Here is a 17,533-nt window from a genome sequence, read left to right on the forward strand (position 1 = left end):
GCGCCACATCAAACAATACTTTGCAAGTAGTTAGCTACTTGATTTATCCGCACGCGAAGGCAAAGCTGCAACATGCTCTTCATCCCACCCGGAAGCTCCAGCATCTGTAGCTCCGCCTAAATCTCCAAGCTTGTCGAAATAGTCAACTGCAGCATCTCGATACCATTCCCAGCCTTCTGGCAAATCATCCTCGTAAAAAATAGCTTCTACCGGGCAAGCTGGCTCACAAGCTCCGCAATCAACACACTCGTTCGGGTTAATATAAAGCGTGCGATCTCCCTCATAAATACAGTCCACAGGACATTCGTCTACGCATGCTTTATCTTTTACATCTACGCAAGGTTCTGCAATTACATATGGCATAATGCCCTCCTTTCTGTTTTATGCAACTTTCCTATTATAGAACATTTTTGAAAAGTCTATAACACAAAAAGTCGGCATGCGAATTTAACCGTATGCCGACTTCTTGCTACTTCAATAATCTATTAATTTTGATTATTTTACTAAGATGCAGACTGTTAAGTTGCAAACTACTCAGATGCAGACTGAGGTGCAGCAGCTACCTCAGCTTCAGCCTCCGCGCGAGCTTGCTCTTCAGTTTCTCCTTCAGCTACCTTTTCCGCAGCTGCAGCATCTTGAGCAAACAAGGTTTCAACCGGTACGCCGAGCTTCTTGGCTTTACGCAACTGCTTTCCAAGTAGAGAGTTGCGGTAAGAGTAGCCGAAGTACACCGCAAAACCGATTGCCAGCCACACTGCAAAACGAATCCAAGTCAATACAGACAAGTTAAGCATGAGCCAGAATGTGGAAAGAGCTGCGAACATAGGAAGCCACGGATTGCCAGGAACACTGAACGAACGGTGCAAATCTGGTCTACGCATACGCATAATCGGAACGCCTGCGGAAACAAGCAGGAATGCAGAAAGCGTACCAATGTTCACCATGTCGGAAAGAATACCAATATCGAGAGTGGAAGCAACAACTGCCACAACAATACCGGAAACAATCTGAAGCCTTGCAGGAATACCACGCTTACTCACCTTGGAGAAGCTACGTGGAAGCAAGCCATCGCGGCTCACAGCGAAGATAATTCGCGTAAGACCGAGCAAAAGAACCATTACAACGGTTGTTAAGCCAATAACAATACCGAGGGAAATAATCTTTGCAGCCCAAGTAGCTCCCACGAGTTCGAAGCTTGTGGAAAGCGAAGGAGATGATGGCTGATTTGCCAAATCCTTGTAGGAAACCATACCGGTTGTTACGACTGCAACGAGGATGTAAAGAGTGGTAACAATAAGCAAACCAAGACCAATGCCTCGTGGAATGTTCTTATGAGGATCCTTAGTTTCTTCTGCTGTGGTTGCAACAACGTCAAAACCGATGAATGCGAAGAACACGAGAGCCGCGCCGGAAAGAATGCCAGGAACGCCATAAACGGCTGGCTGCATACCGGTTACCCACTGCCACAAAGGCTGGCTCATAACACCAGAAACTTCCAATCCCTTTACGTTTGCAGCGTCAGTTGCAGGTGGCACGAATGGCGTAAAGTTCGAAGCCTTAATGTAGAAGAAGCCCACAACTACCACGAACAGAACAATACCAATCTTTAAGATTGTTAAAGCGCCATCGAAGCGTGCAGAAAGCTTGGTTCCAAGAACAAGCATAGTTGTAAAGAATGCAACGATTATAATTGGCGCCACATCAATAGGGAAACTGCCTATCTTAAATGTGGTGGTCATATTCAAGCCAAAAAGCTTCATTAAATCGTTAAGATACACACCCCAATACTTTGCAATTACTGAGCCTGCCATCAGCATTTCCAGGATCATATCCCAGCCAATAATCCAAGCAACAAGCTCGCCTACTGTAGTGTATGTGAATGTATAAGCAGATCCAGCAACAGGGATCATAGAAGCAAATTCTGCGTAGCACATTGCAGCAGAACCGCACACAACGCCTGCAATAATAAAGCTAATAATTACAGCAGGGCCAGCGTGAAATGCTGCAGCCTGAGCGCCAACAGAGAAAATACCGGCGCCAACAGCGACGGCAACACCCATAACTGCCAGATCCCACGCATTTAATGTACGTTTAAGATGGCGATCACCATCCATCGTCTCTGCGATAGTCTGTTCAACAGACTTTTTTCTCCATATTTGCATAATAAACGCACTTTCGTTGATGTATAGGTATAAAGGTATTAGACGCAATTAGCAACGCACCAACGAATTGCGCGAAACCGTTGCGACTTAATCTATATAAAATTCTGCCAAATCACAATAAATGGGATTAAACAAAACTTTTATACGGATAATGTAGGTAAATATTACACAAAACATTGCTTATACGGTAGTTTTACCGTGTGTTCCTTTATTATTTACGAAATTTTACGAAATAACTTTATATATTTCTCTGTAAACACATGCATAAGTGTAAAATTTTTAGTTTACAGAAAGACCTATAAGCACAGGTTCCGGTATAAGCGTCACACCAAACTTATTTAGCACACCGTCAATAACAGTTTTAGCTAAAGAAAGCACGTCGCTAGAAGAAGCATTATTGCGATTCGTCAACGCTAAAGTATGCAAGGAAGAAAGACCTGCTGCAGAGACTTCACCATTTTTACTAAGCCTAAATCCTTTATGGAAACCAGCATGGTCAATAAGCCAAGCCGCAGAAGTTTTTACACCTTTAGAACCGTCCGGAAGAAGCGCTTCAAAACGAGGAGCATCCTCAGGCAATAAATCAGCCTCAGCTTTTGTCATTACCGGATTCATAAAGAAACTTCCACAACTATGACGATCACTATAAAGATTATCCCCCTGCAAAAATTCGCCAGTAATATAGTCTTCACTTTGCAATTTCAAAGCAATATCAACACTTTGAGCGCTTTTTGTGCCACACATCCAATGATTTTTGTATCTCAAAGCATCTTCGAGCATGCCTTTGGAAGCTCTAACACGCAAAACTTCGCGACGAATTACCGAAGTTTTCATACGCTCGCCTACTTCAACTTTCAAAGCACGAGCCAACTGCGAATGAGCAACAACGCCTGTATCACTATGCTTCAAACAAAAAGTAACAGAAAGCACAACGTAACGAGGAGTAGGAAAATACGAATCGCTTGGAACTCCTGCAGAAGCGTACATGCTTTGTTTAAGAGCAGAAGTACGATACCCAAAATGCAACTGATCTTTTGACAATTCAAGCGTTACTTTATTTTTGCGATCCCAAACTTCTACAGAAGTAACGCTTTGAGAAACTTCCTGACCATACGCACCAATATTTTGTACAACAGAAGCACCAACAGTGCCAGGTATTCCAGAAAGTCCTTCTACACCCTCTAAACCAAGATTAATAGCGTAAGTTACAAAATCATCCCAATTGCAGCCAGCCTCTGCATTCACATGTACAATATTTGCACCAGTTTTGGCGTCAACACCATCTTCTGCGGGCGCTGCTTCATCGAGAACGTTAATAGCGCGACGAGCATCGCGCACAACTACACCATTAAAGTCAAGATCTGAAACCAGCATATTAGATCCGCCGCCGATTACACATAGCGGAAGATTAGCCTCATCTGCATCTTCAACGGCTTCAATAACAGCAACGCGCGTTTTTGGTTCTACGAAGCGAGTAATTTTGCCACCAACACCAATTGTTGTAATATCTGCGAAAGTTGGATTTGTGGTAGACGTAGTAGATGATGCTTGCATAGTCATAGTTTTAATCTTAACAACACTAAATAACAAAAACCCCGCAAAAAGCGGGGTAATAAGTATAAAATCTGCGCAATCTAAATAGGTCTAAAAAAGACGCTATATTAACGCAGCAAGCTGAATATTTTCAGCGAGTCTCGCGATGAAGCGTGTGCTTGCCGCAGCGTGGGCAGAACTTGTTCAACTCAAGACGATCAGGCGTGTTACGACGATTCTTCGTCGTGATGTAGTTACGCTCCTTGCACTCCGTGCATGCCATTGTGATGCCCGGACGGATGTCGGCGCTCTTGCTTGCCATTTCGTTCACCTCTACAATTCATTGTTGGCCAGCCAGTCTCCTACTGGCCGTTGTAGCGAGGAAGAGACTCGAACTCTTGACCTTACGATTATGAGTCGTACGCTCTAGCCAGCTGAGCTACCCCGCCAGAGAGCCTCGAGTGAGAATCGGACTCACGACCTCTTCCTTACCAAGGAAGTGCTCTACCACTGAGCTATCGAGGCGTGGCGGGTAGTGGATTCGAACCACTGAAGCACGAAGCGGCTGATTTACAGTCAGCTCCCTTTGACCACTTGGGAAACCCGCCAGCAGTCTGTCGTAAGAAGTGAACTTCAAACGGCAACTTTGCTATTTTGCCACGAGTGCAAGACGAATGCAAGTCTAAGACACGCCGAAAACAAAATTTTATGCAAAAAAGCTAGTTATTTAGCGAAAAACCATCTTTTTTTAAATCTTCGCAAACTGTTAGAACGCGATCATTCGCCTCGCGCTCACCAATGCTAATACGAATACCTTCGCCAGCAAAAGCACGAACCGATAACCCGACTGCCACGAAGCGCTCAGTTACACGCTCAGTATCTGCACCAAACGGCATCCAGAAGAAGTTTGCATACGCATCCTCAATATTCCAGCCTTGATTGCGCAAAGCCAAAATAATGCGCTCGCGCTCAGAAACAAGAGCCGCAACGCGCTCATTCATCTCCTTAACTGCTAAATCTTCCAAAGATGCCAAAGCTGCAACCTGTGCTATTTGAGAAACTCCAAACGGAACAGCAACCTTTCGCATGCCCTCTACAACCTCTGCAGGAGCAATACCGTAGCCAATACGCAAACCAGCTAAGCCATACGCTTTCGAGAAGGTTTGTGCAACAACCACATTTGGATACTCACGATACAACTTCATGCCATCTGCCGTGCCTTTTGCGGTATTGAACTGCACATAAGCTTCGTCAATAAGCACAAGTACATCGCTTGGAACAGCGTCCAAAACTCTGCGCGCGTCAGTTTCGCTAAGAGACGCAGAAGTTGGGTTATTAGGATTGTTCAAAATAACTAAGCGCGTACGCTCATTAATTGCGTTAATAATTCCATCTACGTCGTGAGAGCCATCGGCACGATTAGGAACTTGCACGCTTTTAGCTCCAGCGCCAGTCACAATAATCGGATAAGCTTCAAAGCTTCGCCAAGGGTACACAACTTCATCACCAGGTCCTGCAACAAAGTTAACAAGCTGCGTAATAACTTCCGTCGAACCGCAGCCAAGCACCACTTCGTCTGGCGTAACGCCAAAACGCTTAGCGAGCTCTTCAACAACTTGCGTACCGCGCATATTTGGGTAACGGTTGACTACATTAAGCGCGCGAGTTGAAATAGCTTCTTTTACACTTTCTAAAGGCTCATAAGGGTTCTCATTGCTGGAAATCTTATACGCGCGAATGCCATCCAATTTAGGAGCTGGTTTTCCCTGTTTGTAGCTAGGAATCGTATCTACAATGTTACGGTGTTTGTATGTCATACTTCTCCATAATACTCCACGCACGACTTAACTGTGCAATAGCGCATCACATCTTACGTGCAGCAATAAAAAACGCTGGGAATGACATTTGCATCATTTCCAGCGTAAGTTTTATTGTTTCAACCGGCTAAAGACTAGCCAAGAATAGCAAGCACGTCGCGAGAAGACACGATTAAGTAATCCTCGCCATCGTAATGCACTTCAGTGCCACCGTACTTGGAGTACAAAACCTTGTCTCCAACCTTAACATCCATAGGAATACGCTCGCCCTTGTCATCACGACGACCAGGACCAACCGCAAGAACTTCGCCCTGCTGTGGCTTTTCCTTTGCATTATCTGGAATATACAAGCCAGAAGCAGTCTGAGTTTCTGCCTGAGCCTGCTTTACAATAATCTTATCTTCCAACGGTGTGAGCTTAATCGACACTGTCGCCACCTCTTTCTTAAGAGAGATACTAATTTTGTACGCAAGCGTTTTACATACGAGGCTGACGATCACGTTTGCAATCGCACTTACGTTCTGTGTTTCATAGTAGCGCGAAATTAGCACTCTAACAACTCGAGTGCTAATCTTTTAAGAAAATTTTTAGAAAATTCTTAAATTAGGCATTGCGACGAGCTAAAACTTCGCGCAAATTTGCCACTCCGAGTGAGTCTGCGGAACTTGCCGGAGCTTCTACTTGACTTTTCTGCTCTTCTGCATGGAATTGCGAAGAAGTTGACTTTTGCAAATTTTTAGCATACTTAGATTCAGAAGTCTTCGCACTTTTAGCAGCTTTAGATTCAGCAGGCTTAACCACAGGTATTGCTTTAGCAACCTGCTTAGTTGACTTGATTTCCAAACTTTCTGGAGCTTTTGCTGCAGCAACAGAATTGCCCAAATCATACTTGACGTCGCTTCCAAGAGAGAATGAAATCAAATCTTGATTATTTTTGATAGCCGCGGAATCTTTAGAATCTTCTTTAACAGCTAAATTAGCTTCTTTAGAGTCTTCTTCGTACTCGTTTTCAGCAATATCTTCAGCAACGTTTTCAGCATTTTCAGTTGCTTCACTTCTTGCAAGAAGAGCCGCATTACGCTCCTCTTGAGCGCGCATTAACGCGACTTTAATTTCGCCCTTTTCCATAACAGAAGTTGCGGTATCGTCGCGAGAAGAATGTTGCTCAACTGATTCTGAAGGTTCACTCTTCAAAGATTGTTCCTTTGAAGATTGCTCCTTTGAAGATTCAAGTTTCAAAGATTCACCATTCAAAGACTTGTTGCGCAAAGAATCATTTGCCAAATCTACAGATTCCAAAGATCCAGCACGCATCTTAGCTACGCGAGCTTCCCATTCGCGAGCATGCTTAGCGGCACGAGAACCAAAATAAAGAACTGCAGCCAGCATAGCTCCTGGAATAAGCACGAAAGCTGGCGAAAATGCTCCAGAGCACCCAACTATAAACACAAGAACTGTTAAAACAGCAAGAGCGCCAACCAATACGCAACGGCGACGAATAGCGGCTCGTCTTGCAGCACGAATACGCGCAATACGTTCAGGAGTTAATGTTCGTTTTCGTTGAGTCGGTTGCATACAAGCCCCTTTTGCCAACATACCTGTGCCGTCACAAATGCGTGCAGCACTCCACTCACCTACAAGATGTAGTGTTGGTGAAAACCTATCCTCGCGATGCTCAAGCATGGTCTTCATGCCATTAACCGTGCGTTTAGGCAACCACCCGAACCATAAGGCTACGAGGATGATTAACACAATTAGTGCGCTAACCGATTCATAACCCATATCTATTAATATAAAGACGTCTAAGGATGTGTAGCAATATAAACGCGTCGGCGTGTCGCCAAAATGTGGGAATATGCCATCTTTCTTCACACAATATGCTGTGTTAACACTAACGGTTATTAACGTGCTTCATAGCAACAATCGCAAGTGAAGGATTCACAGACTGAGCTTGCAACAAACGTAAAGCATCTGCAGCAGGCATGGCAAGAGTCGTAGTATTCTGCTGATCTTGAGAAGATTGTTGACTTTTAGCTATTCGCATTACAATAACGTAATTAACAACATCTACATACCTTCTATCAATCTGCGTAATATCAGTTTCTTCAGTTTCTTCAGTTTCTTCAGATTCTTCGTCGCTACTTTCGCTATTTTTACTATTTTCGACATTCTCGCTATTTTTACTACTTTTACTACTTTTACTTGCAGAACCGCCGGCTTCCTGCGTATTTTCATCATTTTTCGTAGAATCATCCGACTTTTCGCCCTCGTCTTGCAAAGGCTTACTAAAAGCAAGATCTACCTCTTCTCCGGGTATTATCGTGTGATCTGCGCTAGATAAATGCACTGAAATCGAAGTAAAACCTTCAGGAATATTCGGCAAATGACTTACAGCATTTTGCAAAATTGGCATACCAGTTTTGATTTCGCAAGTTGCAATAAGCAGATTGCGCGAGTTTACTCGCCCAGCAAGCGCATAACGAAACACAGAATGTTGCGGAACTCGAATGTAATTAACATCCGTTTCGCGGATCTTAGATCCTTGATGAATATTACGAGCAGCTACTGGTATTACTTGCGTAGCTTGGGAATCAATAATTGTAGATACAACTAGCAAAGACACAATTGCCGCGCATAAAATAACAATAATTTTCCGCACAAAATCGTGTTGGCGCCTCTTAATCAATGCGCTAGAGCTATCGGAACGTTGAAACCCCGAGAATAAAGAAAAACTTGTACTCATAACATGCATTTTTACGTAAGCAAAAGAGTCACGCAATAAAAATTGCGCGTTGTGGATAAAACCTATCAACGCGCAACTAAAGTGCAAGCAAAACGCAAATAAAATGCTTTTATTTACTTATCAGTTCTGTAAAAGCCTTTGCCTTTAAAATTGATTGGAGGAGCAGAATACACTTTGCGAACAGTGTTTTTGCCGCACTGAGGGCAAATGGTAATAGGTTCATCCGAAAATGATTGATGTTCAGAAAAATCGTATCCGCATTCTTTACAACGGTAATGATAAGTAGGCAAAAGTTCCTCCGAAGTTTCACAAATATAAGACAAAAAACTTACTGTTCCTTCAAATATCCTATTATACGCCGTGACAGCCGAGGCAAACACATAAGTTTATTTGCAAATTAGCGAGCACAACTAGTTTCGCCCGCGCTCAGAAAACACAGCCCAATGCGGAGGAAGCTCGCTTAAAATGCGATTATCGTCATCCAAAGCACGCTGCTCTTTCGTAAGTTCATCAGAAGGCTCTAGTTTTACGCCATCGGCATCAAAAAGCTCAGAGCCTTCACGCACTACTCTTACAGATTTGCGCGGAGAGCGTCGATTAGGATCATAATCGCTCATTCGTTGTCACCATACAATTCGCCGAGCCTTGAAACAACGCGGTCAACTTCTTTTTCTGGATTAACGAATGCACCAACGCTCCAAACAGTCATAACAGACCATCCAAGAGCTTCCAAATCTTGAATCATCATACGATGACGTTCACGAGTGGACTGAACACTCATAAATTGAGCATCGTCAGTAAGCACAGCCAAAGCAAACGGCTTATCTGCAAGACCGACAACAAGCGGAATACGAACGCCGTTATCGAAACCATAATTAACCGCTACATTTAATCCGCGCGAACGAATACGCTCAGCTAAATCAGTAAATAGCACATTATTTTGAGCAGATTCAGCAGCAACTTGCGCTTCAATATCATGAGCATCTTCCGGACGCAAAGGCTTATCGCTTAACTGCTCAGCCCACTGCAACAAAGTCTTAAGCAGCTTTGGACCATCCTGATGCAAACGCTCATCATCCATATCTTTGGAAGTAAATGCGCTAACAATATCAAGATGCCTACGAGCCAAAGCAAGCGAATCCAAAAGCATACCCTTGCCGCCTTCTTCTTCCAACAAACCAAATTGCTGGAGCAAACGTCCGTGAGAAGTTTTTGCGTAGCACAGAGACAGAATAACATCCGTAGCAATAGCTCCGGAAGCTTCGTGAACACTCATTAAACGCACATGACGCAAGAATCGAGCCATATTTTCATCTTTAATAGACAAAGACTTCAATTCCGCACCCAAACGACTGCGGAATACGTTTGTTAAAGTCACAACCACAAGCATGTAGCTTGAAGGAACAACAGTGAAAGTCTTCGCGCGCTGACGAATAAGCTCAACTACTTCGTCAATTTCGCGCTGACTGCTTTCAATCAGTCCGGAAGACAGCACTGGAACTCCCGTAGCATCAACCTGGTGCAAACGCACCTTTCCTTGCAAGCGTTCAATAGGAACATCGTGACGCAACTTTCCGTAACCGTGTTCTTCCAAGAATCGAGCCAAGCGCAAGGAACGCCTTGTAGCGCGAGAAACAACTGTAACAGACGGCAGAATAGAAATAAGCTTACGCAAGCTTTCGGAGCTTACAGTCTGCTTATGCGCAAGAACAACTACTTGCGAAGCGCGAGCCAAAATAGAGAATAGTTCAATATTTGATATATGCTCTGCAGAATCAATAATTACAGTGTCTGCAATGGTGCTAAGCGGAGTCATCATAGTAAGCGTTGATGGCATAGCCACTAAGATTGGCTTTGCAGCAAGCAGAATCTCGGCATAATTGCGCAAAAGCTTATTAAATGTTATTCCGGAACGGTTGCTTGCAAGCATAGTGTGCAGTTGATTTGCTTCCTGAGTATGCGAGAACAGCAATTCGCACAAATGCCTCATAGCTTCTTGCTGAACCATTGGGCCAATAGAACGCACATGCTCAGTATCTACTTGTACAAAACGATCCGAAGCATCCTGCATAGCAGAACCATCTTGATGCGAAATAATCGCAGAAGAATTAACAATATCTTCAAAAACTGTAGTCCACCAAGCAAGCTGCAACTCGCCGTCAAGAGCATCTCCTGTAATATGACGATGCCGCAAATCGCTTACTAAATCAAGCAAACCAGCCTTGCTGAATTCACTTTCCAACTTGCAGCGACCTGGAAGAGTATCAAGAGATGCGCGATCGTCGTGCAAATCCTGCAAACGTGACTCAAGCTGCGCAAACTCAATATTTTCAAGATCTGCACCTTGACGAGTCGTAGATAATACTGCGTCAAGAGCAACCAGATTCCTAGATAATACTTCTTGAGTATTTACCAATTCGTCTAATTTTGGCGGCAAAACAGGCCATCCGCCGTGAGGCACAAAAGTACGCCACTGAGCAGCCTGCTGAGAAACAATCTTCAAAGCTTCATGCAAGTCGTCAACCTTAGCTCCAACTCTAAGCAAACTACGCGCTTCACGCACGTGACGGCGACGCTCCCAGAAGCCCATAATCGTGCCTTCAGCTTTTCTAACAGCTTTCGGCTTACTAGCTTCAATCATTGCGTCCAAATCGCGCTCAAAAATTTCAGGTTGGAACACATCGAGTACGCGTCGCAAATTTTTCAAAACCGTAACTTGTCTGCTCCATTCGCGCGCAGTTGTTGGAACAGGGAAACCGCAGCTTTGAACAGTGCTTTTAACCTGCTCGCGAGTAGCAGGAAGTAGCTTAAGAAGAACGTCTACTATTCGCTGATACACCGATACAGCTTCGTTTTCGTCGTAAATAGAAGCGCCAAACCACGGAGTATCTTCAGGATTAATATTAAATTCACCAAGTTCGTCCGCTTGATGGAATTTTTGCAACCAAGTATCGATTTGACCAGTAATTGCATGTGCTGCAGCAACGTCTAAACGCACGTGCGTAGAAGGATGCGTTGGTAGCATAGCAATTGCAGCAAGATTTTGTATTGTTTGATACGCCGACACTCCCCAAGTTTCATTAACTCCGTGAAGGTCACCTAAATAGCGAGTAAGACGCGAGCGCACACCAACTAATTCGTCGGCAACCTGCTCAAAACGCGATGTTGCAACGCTTTGACGCGCCCCAACTGCAGAAATAAGCTGCGAATCAACATGCTTAGCAATGTGCCCATCTGCAACGTCTAATGCTAATGAAGAAATTTCATGCGTATTAAGCGTATAACGGAATCTACGCTGCTGTTCAATCACATTTGGCACATACAAAACTGAGCGTCCTGCAAGAACCGAGCGTGAAGCGATTGCGGCAGCAATAGCGGCCGAATCAGAACCGGAATCAATATTAACGAATAACGAGTTTCCGGAAGAAACAAGATCTGCAGCATAGCGAACGGTGTTGTCAACATCTCCAACTTCGCACTCACCATGTGGATCTGCATCAAAAGGACTATATTCCGGCTTATTATCAGCGTTAATCGCTTGTATTGAACGCTCATCTCCTGCCATAGCGTCAATAAGCGTATTCCCAACATTGCCGGACTGTAAAGCGTTAAGAATTTGCTCACTTTCCGCCACAAAACGAGATCCTGCATCCGTAAAGCATCCAAGTACAATATCTCGCTCAATGTCGAAATCTGGGAAAGAAGTGCGTGCTTTCTTGCAAATAGCGTCAAAAACAACAGAAGTTTCTGGAGTACCGCTTTCGTATTGAGAACCGTCGAACAGCACGTCCTCACGAAGCTCAACTCCGCGAGCACTCAAACGCTGAACAAGCGCATGGTTTAGTCCAACGCTACCGGAGAAGTAAATAGTTGCTGCAGTTTCATCTTGATTAGTATCACGAACTACATGCACCGGGTATGTGAGAACCGGAACATGATTACCATTCCACGATGCAACTCCAACAACCAGAGAAAGCTCAGATACGCCGCTTTCGTGCGCTTTTGCGTCGCGATCCTCAAAAACGCGATCCAATCTACGCCCAGCAGCACGCAACATCCCAGCATCGCGGAATAAAGCTTTTAACGTTACTTTTCCACTTGCAAAAAGTTGCGCTATTCCAGAAGGATGTGCGTGAGTAAGCTCTAGTTGCGCTGCAAGTTGCGTAATATCTTCTAGCGGAGAAGGAGATAACTGAGACTGATACTGCTGCTTCCAAGCAACAATATTTTTGATTGCGCTGCTTCGAGCACTTACTTGTGAATTGTTTCGATCAACGCTGTTCTCAACATTTTGATCAACGTTCAGCTCACTTCTTTGCTCAACGTTTTGCTCGCCATTCTGCTCGCTGTTTGCCTCACTCATTTTCCCACCTACTCACTTACTGTTCAATAGCTTTACGGTATGCACTATAACCGCTGTTACGCGCAAGTGCTGCATCTACATCCGCATTGCCTTGTGCTGCAAGCCAAGCGTATAAGTCGTCGTACAATCCAGGATTTGACGCTAAGTATGGCAGCAATTCGGAATGTTGAGCCATCTCAAATTGCTTTGAAAAATCTGTACTTTCTTCTGCTTCTTTAGAAGTGAATCCGCCAGCTTCTACAATATTTTGTTGAGCGTCAAACTCGCCTTTCGATACTTTCTCAAATACGGATCCAGGTTCAAAAGCAGGAGTATAAGATGCGTCGGAATCAATACCACTAATATCACTAATATCAATACTTGTGGCTGTAAAGCGCGAATCAAGCGGACCTATATTTGTGTAATTTTCGTACGCTTTATTAGAGTCTTCGTGAGTTAAGTAATATCGATTACCTTCTAATGGATTTGATGCGGTTTTGGAAGGTTCGACTTCAGCTGGTTCTGTTTCAGCTGATTCGATTTCAGCTGATTCGACTTTATCTGATTCGACTTCATAGGACTCAGCTTGAGCAGATTCTGCTTGAGATTGCTCTGCCTGAAGAGGCTCTACATTAAGCGGTTCTGCTTGAAGAGGTTCTGCATTAAGCGGTTCTGCTTGAGATTGCGCAACTTGAGCATTTTCGCTCTCTGCTTGAGCATTTTCACTTTCCGCTCGAGCGTCCGCAAACAAATTACGCGGCTCAACAGGCGCTTCCTGCTGCTCCAAAACAACAGGAACTGTTACATCGTGATTAATTGGTGCAGCATTGATCGGATCTGAATCAACCGACGCATCATCAACCGACGCATTATCAACCGACGCACTACCCTCAAGCGCATCCTTAATAGATTTGCCTTTTTGCCAAGACAATCCAGGTTCCGACACTGACTGTGCGTGGAAAATTCCAGTCGGCTCGCCCGCGCGCAAATCAAGAATCTGATCTACCGACAAACCAGACGCGGCAGGCTCCTCATGCTTTTCATCATCAGTGGCATAAGAGAACAAGTCACGCACATTACTAGTCTCTTCTTCCTGAACTTCATCTTCTACTCGCACAAAATCAACAGGAACATCACCAAACTGCATTCGCATTAAACTGTCTGGAAGCTGGAAATCAACATCTGGGTCAAGTCGCAACAAATCACCATTTGAGCCAACTAAGTAAGTTCCGTTTGTTGAATGTAAATCGCGTATTGTTGCCACGCCTTTAGGATCAACAATGAGTAGCGCGTGGCGCTTAGACATAGAACGCTTATTATCTACTATGTCAATGCGCTTAAATCCATCTTCACGCAATGGGCGTATAGGCTTTCGACCAATCTCAACCGACTGACCTGCTCCAACGCGCGCCTGCTCAACACCACCTACTGTAATCATCCAGCGCTGCACGACTTGTCGCTCACTCACGTGATCTGCTCCCTTCAGAAAACACACACTACCTTCTATTGTGTCATGCTTTGTGTATATTGCGCTAGTTTTTATTGATTTTTCGCATAAAAATATTACATATTTACGCGAGAGGCATAAACTACTCACCGCTGCGCTGTTTTGGTCGGATTTTCTTGCGTAGGCGACATAAACTACTCGCGCGCGTGCTGTTTAGGTCGAAATCTTCCGCAAAAGCGACCTAAACTTATAAATACTATGTCTTAAACTTTGATTTTTCGTAAGTTTAAGTTGGCGCTATAACAAACACCACTTTCAAAACTTAAAAAATATTACAGTTTTGAAAGTGAAAATACGTATCTACTTTCAAAAGTGAAAAATACTACTATTCCGAAAATAATATTAGCGATGATTCCACATTGGAGCGCGAACTTTCGCCACTAAAAGCAATAAAAGACTCTTACCCTAAAATCCTGCTTGCAAATACGCGTCATGATGCTTACGACATTGAAGGAATCCGCGTAATAGACATAGCGCAATGGCTTCTCGAAACAAATTGAGCCAAACAGTGGAACGCATACGAAGAAAGGGCTTGGAGCCTGATGCCCCTAGTAGCACCAAACCCAAGCCCTTTAACAAAACCGACTCGTTTCCCTAACAAACAAGCCAGCCAAACACTCAACAGTCACGCCCCCGAAAACCAGCGCACAACACCACTGTGAAGAAAGAGATTTGGCAAAACAGTAGAATCATGCAAAAGCCCGAAAGCAAACCCGCCACAAGAACATAAAGCCCTTACAGCACGTTGAGTGAAAGATTTAACAAGTGAGCGCACCATACTCACATACAGTGCGCTCACAAACAAACCATTAAACAATCAACACACTTAATGTGCTAACAGCTTAGTGACGGATCTTGCGAAGAGCAGCACCCATGCCAGCAAGCACGGAAGCAGCAACAGCAGCCAAAGCTACAGCAGCACCGGTCTTAGCCAATGGAGCAGAAGCGCACTTCTTAGCTTCAGCCTTAGCAGCAGCCTTAGCTGGAGCAGCGGCAGCAGCTGGAGCGGCAGCCTTCGCCGGAGCCTTAGCTGGAGCCTTATCTCCATCGATTGGACGATGAGACTTCATTACGGTGCGGTTCTTGGAATCGCGTGGGCCGTAAACATCCTCAGTAGAAAGGCTTGGGAGACGGTTGTTAACGAAGTTCTCCTTCTCCTTCTCCATCTCAGCAACGCACTTTTCCTTAGGTGTTACAAGAGCATCAGCAGTGCCGCATGCGTAAATCTTTTCAATCTTCTTGTTGTACAAGCGAACAAGCTCATTGTTCTTAGCTTCTACAGCACCAGCATGCTTGGAATACTCAGGATTGTAACCCTCGTTGTAAACTGGGTTCTCATATGCTGGATAATCTGTAGCCTTAATGCCCTTTTCATCGAACTTGGAAGCTTCACCAAAACGCATGTCGCTAGCCTTCTTAGGAACGGCTGGGGAATCAGTCTGAGTAGTATCACCGAGCTGTTCAGTAGTGCCGTGCTTAGTAACGTCACCATTAGTGCCGGAACCATAGCCAGAAAAACCTGCAGCGAAAGCTGGAGCAGCAAAAGCCAAGCCAGAAACGAGGGTGGCGCCAGCAGCGAGTGCGGCGATAGCCTTCTTGTTAAACATAATATTTTCCTTTCTTCTTCTCCACCACGCTTAAAACGCAGTGAAAAAACATAAACCCACAAAATCAATCTCTTGTGAATAACTTTCAGATAGAGCATCTAGCTGAAAGCTGTTATTAACATACCCCCCCCCCCGTTCGAAAAAGTCAAGAGCAAAAACAAGCATCCAACACAGAAAATATCATCAAAATTACAAAAATATTCCAGTAAAAGCTCATAAAACCATAAAAAATACAACAAACTACACTGTTTAATCGTAAAAAATGCTATTTCACAATTTTCAAAGATTTTTCTCAGAAAACTCTCAGGAAACTCGCCGCCGCTCCCCCACACCGCCCCCAAACCCTTGAAAAACCGCCACTTTCCCCGCGACACGCGCGGAGGTCGCCTTCACACACGACCCAAACTACTCACCGCTGAGCAGTTTAGGTCACATCACACCAGCAAGCAGCACCCACACAAGCTGCCCCCCCCCCCCACACACACACAAGCAGCAAACGCGCAACAAAAAAGGCGGCAGGTACAAAACCTACCGCCATATTCACTATGCACACACGCACAAAACTGCGTTACGCGCAAAGCAATAAAAAGCTAGAACTACTTAAGTTCCACGGAAGCGCCGGCCTCTTCGAGGGCAGCCTTAGCCTTCTCAGCATCTTCCTTCTTAGCCTTCTCGAGAACTGGCTTTGGAGCGCCGTCAACGAGAGCCTTAGCTTCAGCCAAGCCGAGGTTGGTCAAAGCGCGAACAGCCTTGATGACTGCAATCTTCTTGTCGCCAGCAGCGGTAAGAATGACGTCGAACTCGTCCTTCTCTTCCTCAGCAGCGCCAGCAGCAGCTGGAGCAGCGGCAACAGCGGCGACAGGGGCAGCAGCCTCGACGTCGAACTTCTCTTCAAAGGCCTTGACGAACTCAGAGAGCTCAACGAGGGTCATTTCACCAAAAGCTTCAAGAAGCTCTTCACTAGTGAGCTTAGCCATAATTGGCTTCCTTTCTTACTTGGCCAGGCACACGGTGTGCCTTACGACCATAACATTTTTATTATTGGTTGGTCTCATGCAGCAAGCTGCAAGGGAATCAAGCGGCCTTTTCCTGCTTCTCGCGCAAAGCGTCGATAGTACGCACAGTCTTGGTTGGCAATGCGTTGAACAGGTAGGCGGCCTTGGACATGGTGCCCTTGAGCGCGCCGGCCATTTCGGAAAGCAACTGTGGGCGAGACTTCAAGTCTGCAAGCTGCTTTGCACCTTCGGCATCGTAAACAGTTCCATCTGCGAAACCGCCCTTGATGACGAGAGTCTTATTCTCTTTGGCAAAATCACGCAAGGTCTTAGCAGCCTCAATGAAATCACCCTTAACAAAGGTGATTGCAGTTGGGCCGGCGAGAAGCTCGTCAAGACCTTCAATGCCCGCTTCCTTAGCAGCAATACGAGCAAGCGTGTTCTTCGCCACAGAGTAGGAAGTATCGCGGCCTAGCTTTTCACGCAGAGAAGAAATCTGCGGAACGGTAAGCCCGCGGTACTCGGTAAGGTAGACAGCGTCTGCATTACGGAAAAGTTCCGTAAGATCGGCAACTACCGCTTCCTTTTCGGGCCTCTTCATGGCGTTCCTTCCTAAATCGGCCGTCAGTTCGAAAGAAACACATCAAGCTTAATTAAACAGGGCAATAAAAAAGCCCTGCGCACTGGCAGAGCAACATACGAAGCACACTAAGTGCTAAATAAAACTTACAACATACTCGCTGTAAATCTTGCTCAACCTGTGCTGGCCTGACGCATCAATTTCAGGAATCTTGCGATTCCACCAACGGTCTGTGGTTTACGTTGGG

The 17,533-nt window shown here is 45.0% G+C and carries 15 protein-coding genes, 3 tRNA genes and 1 pseudogene; 1 reads left to right on the forward strand and 18 read right to left on the reverse strand.

Annotated features, from left to right (window positions below; translation table 11 throughout):
• Window positions 1-30 precede the first annotated feature (30 nt).
• From fdxA to HXT52_RS05070, 15 genes are all read right to left on the reverse strand, one after another.
• Window positions 31-363 carry a ferredoxin gene (fdxA, locus tag HXT52_RS05000; protein ID WP_415699622.1) on the reverse strand — a complete coding sequence of 111 codons (333 nt, stop codon included), beginning with the start codon at window positions 361-363 and terminating at the stop codon, window positions 31-33.
• 167 nt (window positions 364-530) lie between these two features.
• On the reverse strand, window positions 531-2,162 hold the full coding sequence (locus HXT52_RS05005; RefSeq protein ID WP_421775845.1) for an APC family permease: 1,632 nt from the start codon (window positions 2,160-2,162) through the stop codon (window positions 531-533).
• Between the two features lie 279 nt (window positions 2,163-2,441).
• Window positions 2,442-3,722: an FAD-binding protein gene (locus HXT52_RS05010; protein WP_421775846.1), complete on the reverse strand. Its 1,281-nt coding sequence runs from the start codon at window positions 3,720-3,722 to the stop codon at window positions 2,442-2,444.
• 124 nt (window positions 3,723-3,846) lie between these two features.
• Window positions 3,847-4,017 (reverse strand): 50S ribosomal protein L33, encoded by a 171-nt coding sequence (rpmG, locus tag HXT52_RS05015; RefSeq protein ID WP_004105548.1) that lies wholly within the window; start codon window positions 4,015-4,017, stop codon window positions 3,847-3,849.
• A 53-nt stretch (window positions 4,018-4,070) separates the two neighbouring features.
• Window positions 4,071-4,144: transfer RNA gene (locus HXT52_RS05020), tRNA-Met, on the reverse strand.
• A gap of 4 nt (window positions 4,145-4,148) precedes the next feature.
• Window positions 4,149-4,220: transfer RNA gene (locus tag HXT52_RS05025), tRNA-Thr, on the reverse strand.
• 1 nt (window position 4,221) lies between these two features.
• Window positions 4,222-4,303 (reverse strand) — tRNA-Tyr (locus HXT52_RS05030).
• Window positions 4,304-4,414: 111 nt separating this feature from the next.
• Window positions 4,415-5,512, reverse strand: a complete 1,098-nt coding sequence (gene hisC / locus HXT52_RS05035) for a histidinol-phosphate transaminase (RefSeq protein ID WP_421775847.1) — start codon at window positions 5,510-5,512, stop codon at window positions 4,415-4,417.
• Between the two features lie 134 nt (window positions 5,513-5,646).
• The gene (gene groES, locus HXT52_RS05040) at window positions 5,647-5,940 is read right to left on the reverse strand and encodes a co-chaperone GroES (protein ID WP_004127748.1); all 294 of its coding nucleotides are present in this window, start codon (window positions 5,938-5,940) and stop codon (window positions 5,647-5,649) included.
• Window positions 5,941-6,115: 175 nt separating this feature from the next.
• Window positions 6,116-7,087 carry a hypothetical protein gene (locus tag HXT52_RS05045; protein ID WP_419389126.1) on the reverse strand — a complete coding sequence of 324 codons (972 nt, stop codon included), beginning with the start codon at window positions 7,085-7,087 and terminating at the stop codon, window positions 6,116-6,118.
• 316 nt (window positions 7,088-7,403) lie between these two features.
• On the reverse strand, window positions 7,404-8,171 hold the full coding sequence (locus HXT52_RS05050; protein ID WP_421775848.1) for a hypothetical protein: 768 nt from the start codon (window positions 8,169-8,171) through the stop codon (window positions 7,404-7,406).
• A 197-nt stretch (window positions 8,172-8,368) separates the two neighbouring features.
• Window positions 8,369-8,545: an FmdB family zinc ribbon protein gene (locus tag HXT52_RS05055; RefSeq protein ID WP_029600038.1), complete on the reverse strand. Its 177-nt coding sequence runs from the start codon at window positions 8,543-8,545 to the stop codon at window positions 8,369-8,371.
• A 120-nt stretch (window positions 8,546-8,665) separates the two neighbouring features.
• Entirely contained in the window at window positions 8,666-8,872 is a 207-nt protein-coding gene (locus tag HXT52_RS05060) for a hypothetical protein (protein WP_004127727.1), read from the reverse strand.
• Window positions 8,869-12,618 carry a helicase gene (locus HXT52_RS05065; protein WP_421775849.1) on the reverse strand — a complete coding sequence of 1,250 codons (3,750 nt, stop codon included), beginning with the start codon at window positions 12,616-12,618 and terminating at the stop codon, window positions 8,869-8,871. Before HXT52_RS05065 ends, HXT52_RS05060 begins: the two co-directional genes overlap by 4 nt.
• Before the next feature lie 16 nt (window positions 12,619-12,634).
• The gene (locus HXT52_RS05070; protein WP_421775850.1) at window positions 12,635-14,065 is read right to left on the reverse strand and encodes an FHA domain-containing protein; all 1,431 of its coding nucleotides are present in this window, start codon (window positions 14,063-14,065) and stop codon (window positions 12,635-12,637) included.
• A gap of 374 nt (window positions 14,066-14,439) precedes the next feature.
• On the opposite strand from HXT52_RS05070, the pseudogene HXT52_RS05075 reads away from it, so the two are divergent.
• Window positions 14,440-14,604 (forward strand): annotated as a pseudogene (locus HXT52_RS05075) (ATPase); the annotation flags it as partial.
• A 342-nt stretch (window positions 14,605-14,946) separates the two neighbouring features.
• On the opposite strand, the gene HXT52_RS05080 reads toward HXT52_RS05075, so the two are convergent.
• The 3 genes from HXT52_RS05080 to rplJ form a co-directional block, all read right to left on the reverse strand.
• Window positions 14,947-15,711: a hypothetical protein gene (locus HXT52_RS05080; protein WP_421775851.1), complete on the reverse strand. Its 765-nt coding sequence runs from the start codon at window positions 15,709-15,711 to the stop codon at window positions 14,947-14,949.
• A gap of 596 nt (window positions 15,712-16,307) precedes the next feature.
• Window positions 16,308-16,688, reverse strand: coding sequence for a 50S ribosomal protein L7/L12 (gene rplL, locus HXT52_RS05085; protein WP_004134236.1), 381 nt, complete (start codon window positions 16,686-16,688; stop codon window positions 16,308-16,310).
• A gap of 97 nt (window positions 16,689-16,785) precedes the next feature.
• Complete coding sequence (gene rplJ, locus HXT52_RS05090) at window positions 16,786-17,307, reverse strand: 50S ribosomal protein L10 (RefSeq protein WP_004129547.1); 522 nt, start codon at window positions 17,305-17,307, stop codon at window positions 16,786-16,788.
• Between the last annotated feature and the right edge of the window lie 226 nt (window positions 17,308-17,533).

Origin of the sequence: Gardnerella sp. KA00288 (assembly GCF_049244085.1) — a bacterium.
GTDB lineage: Bacteria > Actinomycetota > Actinomycetes > Actinomycetales > Bifidobacteriaceae > Bifidobacterium > Bifidobacterium greenwoodii.

What these genes read in the sequence shown, in the direction of transcription:
- fdxA (WP_415699622.1), bottom strand. Translation starts at nt 363, where the DNA reads ATGCCATATGTAATTGCAGAACCTTGCGTAGATGTAAAAGATAAAGCA.
- HXT52_RS05005 (WP_421775845.1), bottom strand. Translation starts at nt 2,162, where the DNA reads ATGCAAATATGGAGAAAAAAGTCTGTTGAACAGACTATCGCAGAGACG.
- HXT52_RS05010 (WP_421775846.1), bottom strand. Translation starts at nt 3,722, where the DNA reads ATGACTATGCAAGCATCATCTACTACGTCTACCACAAATCCAACTTTC.
- rpmG (WP_004105548.1), bottom strand. Translation starts at nt 4,017, where the DNA reads ATGGCAAGCAAGAGCGCCGACATCCGTCCGGGCATCACAATGGCATGC.
- hisC (WP_421775847.1), bottom strand. Translation starts at nt 5,512, where the DNA reads ATGACATACAAACACCGTAACATTGTAGATACGATTCCTAGCTACAAA.
- HXT52_RS05045 (WP_419389126.1), bottom strand. Translation starts at nt 7,087, where the DNA reads ATGCAACCGACTCAACGAAAACGAACATTAACTCCTGAACGTATTGCG.
- HXT52_RS05060 (WP_004127727.1), bottom strand. Translation starts at nt 8,872, where the DNA reads ATGAGCGATTATGATCCTAATCGACGCTCTCCGCGCAAATCTGTAAGA.
- HXT52_RS05065 (WP_421775849.1), bottom strand. Translation starts at nt 12,618, where the DNA reads ATGAGTGAGGCAAACAGCGAGCAGAATGGCGAGCAAAACGTTGAGCAA.
- HXT52_RS05080 (WP_421775851.1), bottom strand. Translation starts at nt 15,711, where the DNA reads ATGTTTAACAAGAAGGCTATCGCCGCACTCGCTGCTGGCGCCACCCTC.
- rplL (WP_004134236.1), bottom strand. Translation starts at nt 16,688, where the DNA reads ATGGCTAAGCTCACTAGTGAAGAGCTTCTTGAAGCTTTTGGTGAAATG.
- rplJ (WP_004129547.1), bottom strand. Translation starts at nt 17,307, where the DNA reads ATGAAGAGGCCCGAAAAGGAAGCGGTAGTTGCCGATCTTACGGAACTT.